Consider the following 17,053-nt stretch of genomic DNA (forward strand, 5'->3'; position numbering starts at 1 on the left):
CGGCGCGCGGCTTACTGCGCGCCCTTCAGGATGCCCAGCTCGCGGCCGGCCTGCTCGAAGGCGGCCAGCACCTTGTCGAGCTGCTCGCGGGTATGCGCGGCCGACAGCTGCACGCGCACGCGCGCCTGGCCCATCGGCACCACCGGGTAGAAGAAGCCCGACAGCAGCACGCCCAGCTCGAACATGCGGGCGGCGAATTTCTGCGCGATCGGCGCGTCGAACAGCATCACCGGCACCACCGGGTGCGTGCCCGGCTTGATGGTGAAGCCGATGCGCTCGATCTCCTTGCGGAAGTATGCGGTGTTCTCATGGAGGCGGTCGCGCAGCTCGGTCGAGGTCGAGATGCGGTCCAGCACCGCCAGACTGGCGCCGGCGATCATCGGCGCCAGGGTGTTCGAGAACAGGTAGGGACGCGACTTCTGGCGCAGGGTCTCGATGACTTCCTTGCGGCCCGAGGTGAAGCCGCCCATCGCGCCGCCCAGGGCCTTGCCCAGGGTGCCGGTGATGATGTCGATCTTGCCGATCACGCCGCAGTGCTCGTGGGTGCCGCGACCGGTCTTGCCCATGAAGCCGGAGGCGTGCGATTCATCGATCATGGTCAGGGCGCCGTATTTCTCGGCCAGTTCGACGATCTTGTCCAGCTGGGCGATGGTGCCGTCCATCGAGAACACGCCGTCGGTGACGATGATCTTGTGGCGCTTGCCGGCCTCGGTCGCCGCCTGCAGCTGTTTTTCCAGGTCGGCCATGTCGTTGTTGGCGTAGCGGTAGCGCGCAGCCTTGCACAGGCGCACGCCATCGATGATCGAGGCGTGGTTCAGGGCGTCCGAGATGATGGCGTCGTTCTCGTCGAACAGCGGCTCGAACACGCCGCCGTTGGCGTCGAATGCGGCCGCGTACAGGATGGTGTCTTCGGTGCCGAGGAACGCGGACAGCTTGGCTTCCAGTTCCTTGTGCACGGTCTGGGTGCCGCAGATGAAGCGCACCGAGGACAGGCCGTAGCCGTATTTTTCCAGGGCGGTCGCCGCGGCCTGCGAGGTCTGCTCGTCGCCCGACAGGCCCAGGTAGTTGTTGGCGCACATGTTGATCAGCGTGCGGCCGTCCTGCGACACCACTTCGGCGCCCTGGCGCGAGGCGATGACGCGCTCGGGCTTGAACAGGCCGTCGTTGCGCAGCGTCTCGAGTTTCGATTGAAGGCCGCTATAGAATGCTTGATCGCTCATGGTGTTCCCGCTCCCTGGTAGTCTGGTTGGCCCCGGCTTGACCGGCGCACGGCGAATGTCGTATCGTTGGATCCGTTCGACGTATAAAACCTTGTTCTCTATGTCGAACGAAAATTCAATATATTGAATATTACCCCTCGCAAATGAACTTGGCAAGCCACGCGCACAGTAAAGGCAATGACGAAGACTCTCACAAATAACGCCCCGCCGGAAGTTGGCGCCACGCTACAGCGCCTGCGCCTGGCACGCGGCCTGACCCTTGAAGATCTGTCACGTATCGCCGGGGTGTCCAAGTCGATGCTGTCGCAGATCGAGCGCGAAAAGGCCAACCCGACCATCGCCATCACCTGGCGCCTGGCCAACGCGCTCGGGGTCGAGATCGGCGAACTGCTCTCGTCCGAGGTGCGCGCGGTGGACCTGATCCGCGTGGTCGACGCCCACGAGACGCCCACCCTGCCCGGCGCCCACGCCGGCTATTCGCTGCGCATCCTGGGGCCGATGGACCTGGCCGGCAAGTACGAGTGGTATGAACTGACCCTGGCGCCCGGCGGCGAACTGAAGTCCCAGGCCCACGATCCGGGCACCAGCGAGCACCTGACCGTGATTACCGGGGCCGTCGAACTGGAAGTCGGGGCGGAAAAGAAGAAGATCAAGCATGGCGGGACGGCGCGCTATCCGGCCGACCACGACCATGTGATCCGCAATGCGGGGAAGACCGAGGCGAAGGCCTTGCTGGTGGTGGTGCAGCGCTGAAGGGCGCGGCGGCGCAGACCGCTTATGCCTGGCCATGGGAATGGGCTTCCGGCCTTCGCCGCCACGACGTGCCCGGGCAGGTGGCCGTTACCACAGCCAGCTCTTCGCTAGCTTGGCCAATCAACCGTCGTTTCCGCGCAGGCGGGAACCGATTCGCCGGCCCGGTGCCGACGCATGAAAACGACAAGGGCCGCCCGATTACCCGGGCGGCCCTTGCTTTTACGCCAGCTTGGCGTCGGCTTACTTGCTGCCGCCCACCGCCGGCGTACCCGTCTCGCCCATCTTCAGCTCGCGCGCCAGGAAGCCCCAGCGGTCCGCGACTTCCTCGATCTGCTTGGTGGTCGGCTTGCCCGCGCCGTGGCCGGCCTTGGTGTCGATGCGGATCAGTACCGGCGCCGGGCCCGCCTGGGCGGCCTGGGCCGCGGCGGCGAACTTGAAGCTGTGCGCCGGCACCACGCGGTCGTCGTGGTCGGCCGTGGTCACCATGGTGGCCGGATAGCAGCTGCCGGCTTTCAGGTTATGCAGCGGCGAGTACTTGACCAGGGCCTTGAACTCGTCCGGGTTCTCCGAGGAGCCATAGTCCGAAGTCCAGGCCCAGCCGATGGTGAACTTGTGGAAGCGCAGCATGTCCATCACGCCCACGGCCGGAATCGCCGCACCGAACAGGTCCGGGCGCTGGGTCATCGCGGCGCCCACCAGCAGGCCGCCGTTGGAGCCGCCGCCGATCGCCAGTTTCGACGGCGAAGTGACCTTGTTCGCGACCAGCCACTCGGCCGCGCCGATGAAGTCGTCGAACACGTTCTGCTTCTGCAGCTTGGTGCCGGCCTGGTGCCAGGCTTCGCCGTATTCGCCGCCGCCGCGCAGGTTGGCCACCACGTAGACGCCGCCCATCTCCATCCAGGCCAGGTTGGCCGGCGAGAAGCCCGGGGTCATCGAAATGTTGAAGCCGCCATAGCCGTACAGGTAGGTCGGGTTCGAGCCGTCCAGCTTCAGGCCCTTCTTCGAGACGATGAACATCGGCACCTTGGTGCCGTCGCGGCTGGTGTAGAACTGCTGGCGCGTTTCATAGTCGGCCGGGTTGAAGTCGACCTTCGGCTGGCGGAACACGGTGCTCTGGCCGGTCTTCAGGTTCAGGCGGTAGATCGTGGTCGGAGTGGTGAAGCCGGTGAACGAATAGAAGGTTTCGCTCTCGCCCCGCTTGCCCGACAGTCCGGCCACGGTGCCGATGCCCGGCAGCTTCACTTCGCGCACCAGCTTGCCCTTGAGGTCGTGCACGCGCACGACGCTGCGCGCATCCTTCAGGTACTCGAGCACCAGCTGGTTGTTGACGATGTCGGCGCCGGCCAGGGTGTCGGCGCTTTCGGCGACGATTTCCTTCCAGTTGGCCTCTGCCGGGTTGTTCACGTCGATCGCGACGATGCGCTTCTTCGGCGCCTTGCGGTCGGTGCTGAAGTAGAACACGCTGCCGACGTTGTCGATGAACTCGTAGCCGGCGTCGAAGTTGTCGATCAGGTCGACCACCTTGGCATCGGGCTTCGTCAGGTCCTTGTACGAGATGCGGTATTTCGGCGCGGTGCCCTTGGTGGTGGTGATGACCAGGTAGCGGCCGTCGTCGGTGGTGTGGCCACCGAAGCCCCATTCCTTCTGGTCCGGGCGGTCGTACACCAGGGTGTCGGCGCTCTGCGGGGTGCCCAGGCGGTGGTAGTACAGCTTCTGGAAGTAGTTCACGTCGGCCAGCTTGGTGGCTTCCTTCGGCTCGTCGTAGCGGCTGTAGAAGAAGCCCTTGCCGTCCTTGGTCCAGGCGGTGCTGGAGAACTTGACCCACTTGACGTGGTCTTCGAGGTCCTTGCCGGTGTCGATGTCGCGCACCCGGATCTCGTTCCAGTCCGAACCGGAAGCGGCGGTGCTGTAGGCCAGCAGCTTGCCGTCCGGGCTGACCGCCAGGCCGGCCAGGGCCACGGTGCCGTCGCTGGACATGGTATTCGGGTCGAGCAGCATGCGCGGGGTATCGAGCAAGCTCTTCTGGGTGTACAGCACCGACTGGTTCTGCAGGCCGTCGTTACGGGAATAGAAGTAGCGGCCGCCCTCCTTGCCGGGCACGCTGTAGCGCTCGTAGTTCCACAGCTTGGTCAGGCGCTCGCGGATCGCCGCACGTTGCGGAATCTGCGCCAGGTAGGCCTGGGTCAGCTTGTTCTGGGCGGTCACCCATTCCTTGGTCTCGGCGCTGTTCGCATCCTCGAGCCAGCGGTAGGGATCGGCCACCGTGGTGCCGTGGTAGTTGTCCAGCTGGTCGACCTTCTTCGTGACCGGATAGGTCAAGGAAGGGCCGCTTGTGGAGCAGCTTTGTGCCAGCGCCGTGTTGGCGCCGAAGGCCGCGGCCAGCAGGGCGACGAGCGTTGCGTGTCTCAGGGTCATGTCGTTCTCGTTCTAGTATGCAGGGATTCGTCATGGATTCGGCTTGCGCCGCCGGCCATCATAGCGCGAATTGCCGGGCTCGCCTATGCACCGAGGTCCTCCCATAGGACTCAGCCGGGATCGCCACGCGCCCTGCATGAATTTGGGTAGAAGTGCGTGCGCCCCGTGGGTGTGGGGCAAGCATGGACAGCCGCGGCGGCGCTCGCGGGCGCTAGCGGCCGGAATGCTCGCCCTGCTGCCGGACGCGCTGTCCCTGCTGCTGGCGGCGGGCGGCGCGCACCCGGGTGGCCAGTGCACGCGCCCAGGGACCGCCCTTTGCCCTCAGGCGCGTGGCGACGCCACCGCGCGCGCGGCGCTCTTCTTCCGTGCCAGGGCGGCCGTCTTGGCCGCCACTGGCGGCCAAGACCATCCACATGTAAGCACGCAGCGGGTCGCGCTCGGCGCCGCGCCCGCTGTTGACCATGCCGCCCAGGTTGTACTGGGCCAGCGCATTGCCCTGTTCGGCGGCCTGGCGGTACCAGTAGGTGGCGAGCGTGTCGTCGTGCGGCACGCCCTGGCCGTTGGCGTACAGGACGCCGAGGTTGTTCTGGGCGCTGGCATCGCCCTGCTGGGCCGCGCGCCGGTACCATTCGGCGGCGCGCGCCTCGTCGCGCGGCACGCCCTCGCCCCTGGCGTACATGACGCCCAGGCTGAACTGGGCGTTGGCCGCGCCCTGCTCGGCGGCGCGCAGGTAGCAATCGAGCGCACGCGCCGGGTCGGGCCGGGTGCCGCGCCCGGTGCTGTACATCACGCCGGCACAGTACTGGGCCTGGGCGTGCCCGCGCGCCGCCGCGCGCAGGAACCAGGCAAGCGCCTGCTCGTCGTCGCCGCAACCGTGGCCGGCCGCCAGCAGCGTGCCGAGCGCATACTGGGCTTCGGTGTCGTCCTGGGTGGCGGCGCGCTGGAGCCAGGCGATGGCGCGCGCCGGATCGGCCGGCACGCCCAGGCCGCCGTTGGCATAGGCCAGGCCGAGGGAGCGCTGTGCGGCCGCGATGCCCTGCGCCGCGGCCTCGCGGAACCAGCAGACGGCCTGGCCATCGTCGGGCTCGACGCCGTCGCCGCGGCGGTACATCAGGGCCAGGTTGAGCTGGGCCGGGCCATGGCCCTGGCGCGCCGCCTTGCGGAACCAGGCCATGGCGAGCGGGTGGCTGACCGGGGCGCCGATGCCCTGCAGATAGCATTCGCCGAGCAGGTTCTGGGCGCTGGCCAGGCCCTGCTCGGCGGCGCGGTAGAACCAGCCGAAGGCGGCTTCGTCGGATTGCGGCACGCCGCGCCCCTTGCGGTAGAGCTGGCCCAGGTTCTGCTGGGCGGCGGGATCGCCCTGCGCGGCGGCGCGGCCGAACCAGCGCGCGGCCAGTTCGTCGCTGCGCGGCGCGCCGCGGCCGTTGCAGTACATGGCGCCGAGGTGGTTCTGGGCGGCGGCCAGGCCCTTGCGGGCCGCGCGCTGCATCCATTCGAAGGCGCGCACGTCGTCGCGCTCGACGGCCTCGCCCTGCTTGTAGAGCAGGCCGAGGTTGAACTGTGCGTAGGGATCGCCGCGCTCGGCGGCGGGCAGGAACCACTGGAAGACTTCGACTCCCTCGCGGGCGGCGTTCTGGCGATTCATTCCTACCCCCCTTGCGGCCGTTTGCCACCGTTCGACAAGGCGGGACGCAGGATCGCCCGCCGTTGTTAAAATTTTAAGGATAGCGACCCGCGCGTGGTTTGCGTCCGCACAATCGTGAGGACGCCATGCACCTACAAAGACGTGGTATTGGCGCGCGGGCCGGCCGCATACGCCAGGATGGCGAGCACGGCCAGGCACCAGACGATCAGCGCCCCCGAGGGCAGATCGAGCAGCACCGACAGCACCAGGCCGGCGCCATAGCCGCCGATACCGACCAGGTAGGCGAAGGGCAGCTTGCGGCGCTGCGCGTAGTGGCGCACCGCCAGGCTCGGCACGATCAGGCTGGCGAACACGAGGTAGACGCCGACCAGTTGCACCGACGCCGTCACGGCCAGCGCGAACAGCAGGTAGAAGCCGAGCCGTCCCAGCCGTTCGCCGAGGGACGCGAGCAGCACCAGGATCAGTACCGCGCCCAGGGCCGGCATCGCCAGCTGGCCATAGCTCACCCATAGGATCTGCCCGGCCAGCAGGTCCTGCATGTGCTCGCCGCCATGCGGATTGTGCGCCACCAGCAGCAGCCCGGCGGTGGCGGCCAGCACGAACAGCACGCCGATCTGGGCCTCCTGCACGTCGGGCCAGCGCTTCTCGGTCCAGGTCAGCAGCAAGGCGCCGAGCACGGCGGCGGCGCCGGCCGCCAGCTGCACCGTCCAGCCGGCCGGATCCAGTCCGGCCGCGCCGGCGACGATCACGCCCAGCGCGGCAATCTGCGCGATCGCCAGGTCGATGAACACGATGCCGCGCCGCAGCACCTGGGCGCCGAGCGGGATGTGGGTGGCGAGCACCAGCAGGCCGGCCAGGAAGGCCGGCAGCACGATCATGAAGTCGAATCCTTCCATGTTTATTTCGCCGCTCCGCTATTGGCCGCGTTCAGGCGCGCGACCGTGGTGTCGAACAGCGCGAACAGGTTGCCCGACTGGGCGTCGGCGCCGACCGTGTACGGCACCACCACCGCCGGGATGCGGGCGCGCTCGGACAGCCAGCTCGACGCCCGCGGGTCCTGGTAGGCGGCGCGCAGCACCATCCTGGCCGGCTTGCCCTGCAGTTGCTGCAGCAGGCCGCCGAGGTGGGCGGCGCTCGGTTCGACGCCCGGCTTGGCTTCCAGCGTGCCCACCGAGCTCATGCCCAGCCAGTTGAGCAGGTAGGCCATGTTCTTGTGGTGCTCGACCACGGTGGCGCCGCGCAGCGGCGCAGCAGCTTGTTCCCACTTGCGCATCGCGGCGTTCCAGCGCGCCGAGAAATCGGCCTCGCGCGCCTGGTAGAAGGCCGCGTTGGCCGGGTCGATCTCGCCCAGGCGCTTGGCCAGCGCGCTGCTCACCAGCGCGATGTTGTGGGGGTTCAGGTGCACGTGCGGATTCCCGTAGGCGTGCACGTCGCCTTCGGCGCGGTCGAGCCGGGCCGGGACGTCCAGGCGCGGCACGAAGCTGCCGGCCTCGAAATAGCCCGGGCGGCCGCGTTCGATCTTGTCGTTGCCCGACTGCTGGACCAGCAGCGGCAGCCAGCCGGCTTCCAGGTCCAGGCCGGTACACACCAGCAGGTCGGCCTTGCGGGTGCGCGCAATCAGGCCGGGACGGGCCTCGACGCGGTGCGGATCCTGCAGCGCGGTGGTGGCGCTGGAAGCGCTCACCTTGTCGCCGCCCAGTTCCTGGACCAGGGCCTGCCATTCGGGCTCGCAGGTCAGCACGTTGACGGCGGCCTGGGCGCCGGCGGCGCCGGCGAGGCCGGCGGCGGCGAGGATGGCGGCGATGAAGCGGCGTTGGATTCGGGTCATGGCTGGCTCCTCAGAAGTTGTGTGCGGCGTGGGCGCCGATGCTCATGATGTACTGCAGGTAGAGCTGGTTGTCGCTGGCCTCGGGGCGCGCCTTGTCGCGTGCGACCTGCAGGCGCAGGCGCGAGAATTCCGAGGGGCTGTAGTCGACCGTCAGGCTGGTGCGGCGCGGGTCGTAGGCGGCCAGCGACGGGAAGGCCGCGGCGTCCAGCACGCCTGCGTCGACCAGGTCGATGCGGGTGCCGCCGGCGGACAGGCGGTCGTAGCGCAGGCCGGTGCGCCAGTTGGGCGCGAACTGGTAGACGCCCTGCAGGTACCAGCCGGACTGGCGGCTGCGGTAGCCGCCCTCCGCGTCCATGGCGGCCAGGCTACCAACTTCACGGCGCTGCATCCATTCGCCCTGCAGCTTGAAATTGCGTTGGGTCGCGTTGCCGTCCGGCGCCCATTTCCACACGCCGTCCACCACCACCACCTGGGAGCGGCCGCTGAAAGCGGCCGGCATGCCCCCGTCTTCGAAGCCGCGCTCGCTTGCGCGGGTGCGCAGCCAGGACAGGCCCGCGCGCCAGCTCGAGGACGCGCCGACGTCGCCGCCCGCGTGCGCGAACACGGTGGAGGCGCCGACCCCGTTCTTGTTGCGGTCGTTGCCCGGGAAGTTGCGCCCGCTCGCCAGTTCCGCACCGAATTCGAGAAAGGTATCCAGCGGCGCCAGCCAGCGCGCCTGCACGCCGTCCGGCTTGTACTGGCCGCCGAAGAAGGCCTGGTAGGCGAACGGCGCGTCGACGAAGTCCCAGGTATGGGCGTGCTGGCTGTTCAGGTAGCCGATGCCCGACATGAAGCGGCCGGCCTTGATGTTCAGGCCATTGCCGAGGGCGCGGGTGCGGACATAGGCTTCCTCGACCTCGATCTCGTTCTCGCCGGTGATGGCAAAGGTGGCCTGCCCGGCGAAGCGCGGGTCGATGTTGGCCGAGATCGTCATTTCGGATTCGCCCAGGTTGAAGCTGCGCGCACCCGGGCCGATCTCGCCCTCGGGCGGCACGAAGCCCTGGAAGCGGTAGGCGCCCGGGTCCTGCGACAGGTTCGCCAGGGTGCCGCCGAGGACCAGCGAGATCGCCGGGTTGAAGGCGTTGGCGCCGCTTGCCGATGCGCTCTGCGCCGCCGCGGCCGGGGCCAGCGCGACCGCAGCCGCGGGCGCGGCCGCCGCTGCCGGCGCCGCCTGGGCGGTCTGCGCCGCCGCGGCGGCGTTCTGCGCCTGCGCCACGGCGGCCTGCGCTTCCTGCAGGCGCTGCTCGAGGGCCTGCAGGCGCGCTTCGTAACTGGTTTTCATTTCCTGGATCTGGGCGCGGATGGCGGCCAGTTCCTTGTCATTGCCGGCCGGGTCGGCAGCGTGGGCGCAATGGGATGCGGCAAAGGCGGCAGCCAGCGCCGCCGTCAATACGGTTTGCTTGAACATGCGGAGTCGTCCTGTTCGGATAGGGATGGGCGAGCCGCGCCGGCAGGCGACGCTGCGCGGCGGTCTCGATCGGGCCGGTGTCTATCCGAGGACGGGGGGAGCGCGCGAGTCGAAGGGGCGCGCCTGCGGCAGGTGCAGCGTGCGGGCGCCCGCTTCCAGGGCCAGCACGTCCGCCATGTGGGGCGGCACGAACTGGCGCGCGCTGTTGGCTAGGGGTGCGGCCAGCTGGGCAAGGCCGAGGCACTGGGCGCAGCTGCGATCCTGGGCGAAGGCGCTGGACAGTTCCGCGTCATTGGCCAATTTCCGGGCGACCGGACCGCCCAGCTGGCTGGTCCAGTGGCTGAGCGCGTGCGACATCGCCATCTGCTGCGACAGCAGCAGAACGAGCGACAGGAGCACGCGGGTCAGCATGCAGAACGCGGCACGGCGGATCATGATGCCCGCATTCTAATGGCAATATGACAGCCGCGGCAGGTTTTTTGCGGCCGGCACGGGCGGCGAGGCCTCAGGCGGCAGCCCGGCGCTCGCGCTCGAGGCTGGCGTATTTGTCGAGGAACACCGGCACCTTGGCCGCGGCCAGCTTGTTGACCGAGACCAGCAGGTCCGGCGCCACCTGCGGCAGGCCGTGGGTGCTGCCCAGGTGGCGCGCCGCGTGCAGCAGCACGTGGGCGGCGACTTCGGCGTCGGCTTCGGCCCGGTGGGCGCTGCCCCGGAATTCGATGCCGAGACGGCTGGACAGGTTGCCGAGCTTGTAGCTGGGCAGGCCCGGGAACAGGCGGCGCGACAGCTTCAGCGAGCACACCAGGCCGCAGTGGCCGGTCGGACGGCCGATGCGCCAGCCCTCGGCCTTCAGGAACTTTTCGTCGAAGCTGGCGTTGTGCGCCGACAGCACGTCGCCGCCGATGAAGTCGAGCAGCTCGGCCACCACCTTCTGGCTCGGCGGCGCCGAGTCGACCATGTCCTGGGTGATCCCGGTCAGCTGGGTGATGAAGGACGGCACCCGCACGCCGCAGTTCACCAGCGAGACGTAGCGCTCGCGGATCTCGCCGCCGACGATGCGCAGCGCCGCCACTTCGGTGATGCGGTCGCCGGCCTCGGGCGACAGGCCGGTGGTCTCGAAGTCGAGCATCACGATCGGGCGTTCAAACACACTCATGTCTTGTCCTTTTATCCAAACTTGCGCAGGGCGTCGAGCGCCAGGCCGGCGCCGATGCTGCCGAACAGGTCGCCCTCGACCTTGCGCGCGCGCGGCACCAGCGCCGCGATGCGCTCGCGCAGCAGCGCCACGCCGCTCGAGCCGCCAGTAAAGAAGACCGTGTCCACGTCGTCCGGTTCCACCCCGGCCTCCGAGAACAGGCGCAGCACGGTGGCGCCGACGCTGTCGACCAGTTGCCCGATCGCGGCCTCGAAGCCCTCGCGCGTGACCGCCAGGGATTCGGGCGGCGCCAGGCGCTCCAGTTCCATCGTATACGCCGGGCTGGCGGACAGGCCGATCTTGGCCGCCTCGACCTGGATCGCCAGCCAGTGGCCGGCGCGCTCCTCGATCAGCTTCTGCAGGCGCACCAGTTTGGCCGGCTCCGCCGCGTCGCGCACCAGGTCGGCCAGCTGGGCGGTGCTCTTGCGCGTATACGCCTGGTTGATGGTATGCCAGGTGGCCAGGTTGAAATAATAGCTCGACGGGATCGCGGCCCCGGACAGCAGCGTGCTGCCGTAGCCGAGCAGCGGCATCACGCTCGCCAGGCTCAGGTACTTGTCGAAGTCGGTGCCGCCGATGTGCACGCCGCCGTTGGCGAGAATGTCGTCGCGCCGCTCGCTGCGGCCGGCGCGGTCGGGCCCGAGGCGCACCAGCGAGAAGTCCGAGGTACCGCCGCCGATGTCGGCGATCAGTACCAGTTCCTCGCGCGCGATGCGCGACTCGTAGTCGAAGGCGGCCGCGATCGGCTCGTACTGGAAGGAGATCTCGCGGAAGCCCACCGATTTCGCCACTTCTTCCAGGGTGTCCTGGGCGCGCCGGTCGGCCTCGGGGTCGTCGTCGATGAAGAACACCGGACGCCCGAACACGGCGCTGCCGAACTCGCGGCCGGCCTGGCGTTCGGCGCGGCGCTTGACCTCGCCGATGAACTGGCCCAGCAGGGCCTTGAAGGGCAGCGCGCGCCCCGCCACTTCGGTCTGGCCGTCGATCAGGCTGGTGCCCAGCAGGCTTTTCAGGGAGCGCATCAGGCGGCCGTCGTAGCCTTCCAGGTAGTCGGCCAGCGCCGCGCGCCCATAGCTCACCTGCTCGTCGTCGGCATTGAAGAACACGACCGACGGCAGGGTTTCCTTGCCGTCCTCCAGCGCGAGCAGGGCGTTGCCGCCGGCCGGCGCGGCGGCGCCGGACAGCCAGCCGACGGTGGAATTGGATGTGCCGAAATCAAGGCCGCATGCGATTGCCATAGGGAGCTTATCAATGGAAGGGGGCGGTATGGTAACAGATTACGGACTGCAAGAAACGGGCGGGCGATGCCTTTTTCCGGTGTGTGGCAAACTCGTACACATTGGTATTGACACCGCGTCCGAACCCGAAGGCGACCATGGACACCCCGCCGCTCGACTGGCTCATGAAGCGCAACTGCTCGCTGACGCCGCGCCAGGCGCTGCTCGTGTATGCGCTGCTGTGCACGGCCACGCTCGGCATCGCCCTGGTGTTCACGCTGCGCGGCGCCTGGATGGTGCTGGCCTTCGCCATCGTCGAAACCACGGCGGTCGGCGCCGCCCTGCTCCACTACAGCCGCCACGCGCTCGACCACGAACGGATCCGGCTGGCCGAAGGCTGCCTGCTGGTCGAGCACGCCGACGGCGCGCGCCGCACCGCGGTCAGGCTCGATCCCGGCCATGCCCGGGTCAGCCTGCCGGGCCGCGGCATGCGGTCCCTGGTGCTGATCGAGGCCCGCGGCGTGCGGGTCGAGATCGGACGCTACCTGACGCCCGCGGCGCGCCTCGAGCTGGTACGCGCCCTGCGGGCCGCCCTGCGCGGCGCCTCCCTCCTCTACCCCGCCGGCAAGCCTCTCCTGTAAGCAAGCTCTTACACAAGCACGGCAACTGTACCGATGTGGCGCACGCCCTTGCTTCGGGATAATGCTGGTCTTGACTACGTGATAACGAACGCAGCCATATTGCAACGCACAACAAGCAACGACCATCACCAGGAATCACCGACCACATGAGCAACACCCAACAAGCCGGCGCCGTCGTCGTGCACGGCGGCATCGGCGCGCCGAAGGAGAACGAAGACGGCTGCGTGCTGGCCGCGCGCCGCGCGCTGGCCCAGCTAGAAGCCAACCGCGACGCCCTCGACGCCGCGATCCTGGCCGTCGCCACCCTCGAGGACGACGGCCGCTTCAATGCCGGCAGCGGCTCCTCGCTCGGCCTGGACGGCGCCACCATCGAAATGGACGCCTCGATCATGGACACGCGCGGACGCCTCGGCGCCGTGGCCTGCGTGCGCGACGTGCGCAACCCGGTCAAGCTGGCGCGCGCCGTCGCCGACACTCCGCACGTGATGCTGGCCGGCGAAGGCGCGCAGCGCTTCGCGCATTCGATCGGCATGCCCGGCAGCGCGCCGGTGTCCGAGCGCCAGCGTAGCGAGCACCGCCAGCTGATGCAGGAACTGGCCGGCTCGGTGCCGGTCATGCCGGGCATCGACAACCGCCTGTTCGAGCGCTTCTGGAACTACAAGACGCCGCTGCAGCTGCCCAAGTCGAGCGCCTGCGACACCGTCGGCGCGGTGGTGCGCGGCCCCGACGGCCACTTCGCGGTGGCTTGCTCCACCGGCGGCTCGGCGCCCAGGCTGCTGGGCCGGGTGGGCGACAGCCCGATCATCGGCAGCGGCTTCTATGCCGGCCCGCTGGGCGCGATCGCCGCCACCGGCATCGGCGAGCACATCGTGCGCCACCTGCTGGCGCGCACCGTGTACGGCTGGATCGAGCACGGCATGGCGCTCGACGAGGCGCTCAAGCGCGGCGTCGCGCTGTTCGACCAGGACGTCGCCGTCGGCCTGGTCGGCGTCACCCGCACCGAGGCCGCGGCCTACGGCAACCAGGGCATGCCCTATTCGAAAATGACCCAACGATGAAGGAAACGATGAGCGACCAGCCCCACAAGAACGGCCACCTCGTGATCATCGGCGGCCACGAGGACCGCAAGCGCGAGATGGAGATCCTGACCCGCTTCGTCGATCTGTCCGGCGGCGAGGATGCGAACATCGTGGTGATCACCGCGGCCAGCACCGTCGCCGACGAGATGTGGAGCATGTACGACGAGGCTTTCGGCAGCCTGGGCGTGGAACGGCGCAGCCACCTCGAGGTCACCAGCCGCCAGGACGCCAACAGCGAGGACTTCGTGCGCCGGGTCGACCAGGCCACCGGCATCTTCATGACCGGCGGCGACCAGAAGCGCCTGCTGGCCCTGATCGGCGGCAGCGCCCTCGACGCCGCGATGCACGTGGCGCTCAAGCTGCGTGGCGCGACCATCGGCGGCACCAGCGCCGGCGCCTCGGCGATGTCGGGCCACATGCTGGCCACCGGCCGCGTCGAACTGCATCCCGAGAAAGGCTCGGTGAGCCTGGGCGCCGGCCTCGGCTTCCTGCATCGCGTGGTGGTCGACCAGCACTTCTCGGAGCGCCAGCGCCTGTCGCGCCTGCTCAGCGTGGTGGCGCAGAACCCCTACCTGCAGGGCATCGGCATCGACGAGGACACCGCGCTGGTGGTCGACATCGGCTCCGGCATCGAGGTGCTGGGCCAGGGCGCGGTCACCATCGTCGACGGCCGCACCATGATCACCAACGTGGCCGACATCAAGGACCGCGACACCCCGGAACTGATCGACGTGCGCCTGCACCTGCTCCCGGCCGGCAGCAGCTACCGCCTGCCCGCCTCCGGCAGCGATCCGTCCAAGAGCCTGCCGCTGCCCCTGCTGGATTTTTTGGAAAACGTAACGAAACGGAACCCACTTTCATGAAGATCAAGGAAAAACGCCTGTTGCGCGGCCCGAATCTGTATGCCGGCAGCCCCTGCCTGATGGCCGTCATCGACGATGGCGCAAGCAAGTCGCCCGGCTTCGCCGCGCGCCTGTTCGCCCTGCTGCCGGAACTGCCGCCGGACGCCGCGGTGCGCCTGGCCGACGACGCCCTGCTGGTCGAGGCGGTCGAGCCGGTCGTGATGGAACTCCAGCGCCTGGCCGGCGCCCCCGGCGGCTTCGGCGCCACCCTGGCGGTGCCAGGCAGCGCCCGCACCCGCCGCGTGGTGTGCGGCTACAGCACCGAACAGGTGGCCGACCGCGCCCTGCGGGTCGCCCTCGAGCTGGTCCATGCCGCCGCCGCAGAACGTCCGTTCGACCTGGCCGCGGCCCTGGCCGGCCTGCGCGAAACCGCCGAGGACTACGCGATCGGCACCAGCACCAACGCGGTGGTGCAGGCGGCCCTGCGGCGCGGCATTCCGGCACTGCGCCTGACCGATGAGGCCAACCTGTTCCAGCTCGGCTGGGGCAGCCGCCAGAAACGCCTGCAGGCCACCATCACCGGCGCCACCAATTCGATCGCGGTCGGCATCGCCAGCGACAAGCAGCTGACCAAGGCGCTGCTGGACGTGGCCGGCGTGCCGGTCCCGGCCGGCAGCGTGGTCGCGACCGAAGAAGAAGCCCTGCGCGCCGCGCGCCGCCTGTCCGGTCCGGCCACCGTCAAGCCGCTCGACGGCAACCAGGGCAAGGGCGTGACCACCAACTGCGCCACTCCGGAAGAGGTGGCGCGCGCCTTCGCCCATGCCCGCACGTACGGCCGCAAGGTCATCGTCGAGGAGCACCTGGAGGGCCGCGACTACCGCGTGCTGGTCACCGGCCGCAAGGTCGCCGCCGCCTCCTGGCGCCGCCCGCCCTGCGTCACCGGCGACGGCCGCTCGCGCATCCGCGAGCTGGTCGAGATCGAGAACCGCAACCCGGCGCGCGGCGAAGGCCACACGAATATCCTGACCAGGATTCCGCTGGATGCGCTGGCCGAGGAAACCCTGGCCAAGCAGGGCTACGACTTCGATACCGTGCTGGCCAGCGGCGTGAGCGCCGACCTGCGCGGCAACGCCAACCTGTCCACCGGCGGCACCGCCGAGGACGTGACCGACCTGCTGCCGCAGGAAACCCGCGACATCTGCATCCGCGCCGCGCGCACCATCGGCCTGGATATCGCTGGCATCGACATCGTGTGCCAGGACATCGCCAAGCCGCTGCGCGAACAGCGCGGCGGCATCATCGAGGTCAACGCGGCGCCCGGCATCCGCATGCACCAGTACCCGAGCCGCGGCGCCCCGGTCGATGCCGGCGCCGCCATCGTCGACGCCCTGTTCGGCGAGTGCGACGGCCGCATCCCGACGGTGGCCGTCACCGGCACCAACGGCAAGACCACCACCTCGCTGCTGATCGCCCACGCCACCCGGCTGGCCGGCCTGCGCACCGGCGTCACCACCACCGAGGGCGTGTACGTCGACGGTGTCCTGACCAGGAAGGGCGACTGCACCGGTTACCACTCGGCGCGCAGCATCCTGTCCGATCCGGGCGTCGACTTCGCGGTGCTGGAAACGGCGCGCGGCGGCATCCTGAAACGCGGGCTGGCCTACGACCGCGTCGACGTGTCGGTGGTGCTGAACGTCTCCAGCGACCACCTGGGCCTGGACGGCGTCGAGACCCTCGACGACCTGGCCAGGGTCAAGGCAGTGGTGGCCCAGCGCGCCACGCGCGTGGTGGTGCTCAACGCCGAGGACGACTATTGCGTGGCAATGGCCGCCAGGCTGCGCGAGGGCGTGGAAGTGATCTACTTCTCGCTCGACCCGGAAAACACCGTGCTGCTGCGCCACCTCGAGAATGGCGGGCGCGCGGTCTACCTGCAGGACCAGACCCTGGTGCTGGCCACCGGCGCGCGTCACGAAGCACTGCTGGATGCACGCCAGATGCCGGTCTCGCTGGGCGGCGCCGCGCGCTACAACATCGCCAACGCGCTGGCCGCGGCCGCGGCCCTGACCGCGCACGGCTTCGGCCTCGCCGAGATCGCCGACGGCCTGCGCAGCTTCGTGTCCGACGCCAAGCACAACCCGATGCGCTCGAACCTGTTCGACGTGGACGGCGTGACCGTGATCGTCGACTACGCCCACAACTGCGCCGCCTACGCCGCGCTGGCCGACAGCGCGCGCGCATTGAGCGCGGGCCGCCTGGTGGGCGTGGTGGCGGCGCCGGGCGACCGCCGCGACGCCGACCTGATCGACATCGGCCGCACCTGCGCCGCCGGCTTCGACGACCTGGTGGTGTACGAGACCGAGAACCGCGGCCGAGCCAGCGGCGAGACCGCCTCGCTGCTGGTGCGCGGCGCCAAGCTGGGCAAGCTGGCCGACGATTCCCTGAGCGTGGTGCTGCCCTCGCACGCTGCGATCCGCCACGGGCTGTCGCTGTGCCGGCCGGGAGACGTGCTGGTGTTCGGCTGCGGCACCGCCCTGTCCGAACTGACCGATGCGCTGCGTCCGGACAAGCCGGAACTGGCGCGCAGGATCGAAACCGCGGCGATCTGACGGCGCCGGCATGGATACGACAACGCCCCTGCGCGGGGTAATGCCGTTCAGTTAAGGTAGCTTCTTGACCTTTCGAACGGCATAGCGCTTCGGCGCTGCCTTGACGGCCCGGTCGCATTTGCGGCCGGGCCGTTCGTCTTTCAGGAGGCTGACCAGCCTTTCCCG

General features: G+C 69.2%; 14 protein-coding genes. 5 read left to right on the plus strand and 9 right to left on the minus strand.

Annotated elements, in window-relative coordinates; translation table 11 throughout:
• Positions 1-11 precede the first annotated feature (11 nt).
• A complete protein-coding gene (kbl, locus tag AB3347_RS24460; RefSeq protein ID WP_369094302.1) occupies positions 12-1,220 on the minus strand; it encodes a glycine C-acetyltransferase in 1,209 nt (402 codons plus the stop codon).
• A gap of 177 nt (positions 1,221-1,397) precedes the next feature.
• Here kbl and AB3347_RS24465 point away from each other — a divergent pair, with 177 nt between their 5' ends.
• On the plus strand, positions 1,398-1,973 hold the full coding sequence (locus AB3347_RS24465) for a helix-turn-helix domain-containing protein (protein WP_369094303.1): 576 nt from the start codon (positions 1,398-1,400) through the stop codon (positions 1,971-1,973).
• 240 nt (positions 1,974-2,213) lie between these two features.
• Here AB3347_RS24465 and AB3347_RS24470 read toward each other — a convergent pair whose 3' ends face one another.
• The 8 genes from AB3347_RS24470 to AB3347_RS24505 all read right to left on the minus strand — a co-directional run bounded on the left by AB3347_RS24470 (position 2,214) and on the right by AB3347_RS24505 (position 11,741).
• A complete protein-coding gene (locus tag AB3347_RS24470) occupies positions 2,214-4,388 on the minus strand; it encodes a prolyl oligopeptidase family protein (RefSeq protein WP_369094304.1) in 2,175 nt (724 codons plus the stop codon).
• A gap of 211 nt (positions 4,389-4,599) precedes the next feature.
• Positions 4,600-6,033, minus strand: a complete 1,434-nt coding sequence (locus AB3347_RS24475; RefSeq protein WP_369094305.1) for a tetratricopeptide repeat protein — start codon at positions 6,031-6,033, stop codon at positions 4,600-4,602.
• Positions 6,034-6,164: 131 nt separating this feature from the next.
• The gene (locus AB3347_RS24480; RefSeq protein ID WP_369094306.1) at positions 6,165-6,929 is read right to left on the minus strand and encodes a metal ABC transporter permease; all 765 of its coding nucleotides are present in this window, start codon (positions 6,927-6,929) and stop codon (positions 6,165-6,167) included.
• 2 nt (positions 6,930-6,931) lie between these two features.
• On the minus strand, positions 6,932-7,861 hold the full coding sequence (locus AB3347_RS24485; protein WP_369094307.1) for a metal ABC transporter substrate-binding protein: 930 nt from the start codon (positions 7,859-7,861) through the stop codon (positions 6,932-6,934).
• 10 nt (positions 7,862-7,871) lie between these two features.
• On the minus strand, positions 7,872-9,308 hold the full coding sequence (locus AB3347_RS24490) for a hypothetical protein (RefSeq protein WP_369094308.1): 1,437 nt from the start codon (positions 9,306-9,308) through the stop codon (positions 7,872-7,874).
• 81 nt (positions 9,309-9,389) lie between these two features.
• A complete protein-coding gene (locus AB3347_RS24495) occupies positions 9,390-9,743 on the minus strand; it encodes a hypothetical protein (protein WP_369094309.1) in 354 nt (117 codons plus the stop codon).
• A 70-nt stretch (positions 9,744-9,813) separates the two neighbouring features.
• Positions 9,814-10,464, minus strand: a complete 651-nt coding sequence (locus AB3347_RS24500; protein ID WP_369094310.1) for a PolC-type DNA polymerase III — start codon at positions 10,462-10,464, stop codon at positions 9,814-9,816.
• 11 nt (positions 10,465-10,475) lie between these two features.
• A complete protein-coding gene (locus AB3347_RS24505; protein ID WP_369094311.1) occupies positions 10,476-11,741 on the minus strand; it encodes an Hsp70 family protein in 1,266 nt (421 codons plus the stop codon).
• Positions 11,742-11,878: 137 nt separating this feature from the next.
• Between AB3347_RS24505 and AB3347_RS24510 the strand changes: the two genes are divergently transcribed.
• From AB3347_RS24510 to cphA, 4 genes are all read left to right on the plus strand, one after another.
• Positions 11,879-12,361: a DUF2244 domain-containing protein gene (locus AB3347_RS24510; RefSeq protein ID WP_369094312.1), complete on the plus strand. Its 483-nt coding sequence runs from the start codon at positions 11,879-11,881 to the stop codon at positions 12,359-12,361.
• A 146-nt stretch (positions 12,362-12,507) separates the two neighbouring features.
• The gene (locus AB3347_RS24515; protein WP_369094313.1) at positions 12,508-13,419 is read left to right on the plus strand and encodes an isoaspartyl peptidase/L-asparaginase; all 912 of its coding nucleotides are present in this window, start codon (positions 12,508-12,510) and stop codon (positions 13,417-13,419) included.
• 8 nt (positions 13,420-13,427) lie between these two features.
• Positions 13,428-14,303 (plus strand): cyanophycinase, encoded by an 876-nt coding sequence (locus AB3347_RS24520; protein WP_369094314.1) that lies wholly within the window; start codon positions 13,428-13,430, stop codon positions 14,301-14,303.
• Positions 14,300-16,888 carry a cyanophycin synthetase gene (gene cphA, locus AB3347_RS24525; RefSeq protein ID WP_369094315.1) on the plus strand — a complete coding sequence of 863 codons (2,589 nt, stop codon included), beginning with the start codon at positions 14,300-14,302 and terminating at the stop codon, positions 16,886-16,888. Before AB3347_RS24520 ends, cphA begins: the two co-directional genes overlap by 4 nt.
• The last annotated feature ends 165 nt before the right edge of the window (positions 16,889-17,053 follow it).

The sequence above is a fragment of the Massilia sp. X63 genome, from assembly GCF_041023745.1.
Classification (GTDB): Bacteria; Pseudomonadota; Gammaproteobacteria; order Burkholderiales; family Burkholderiaceae_D; genus Telluria.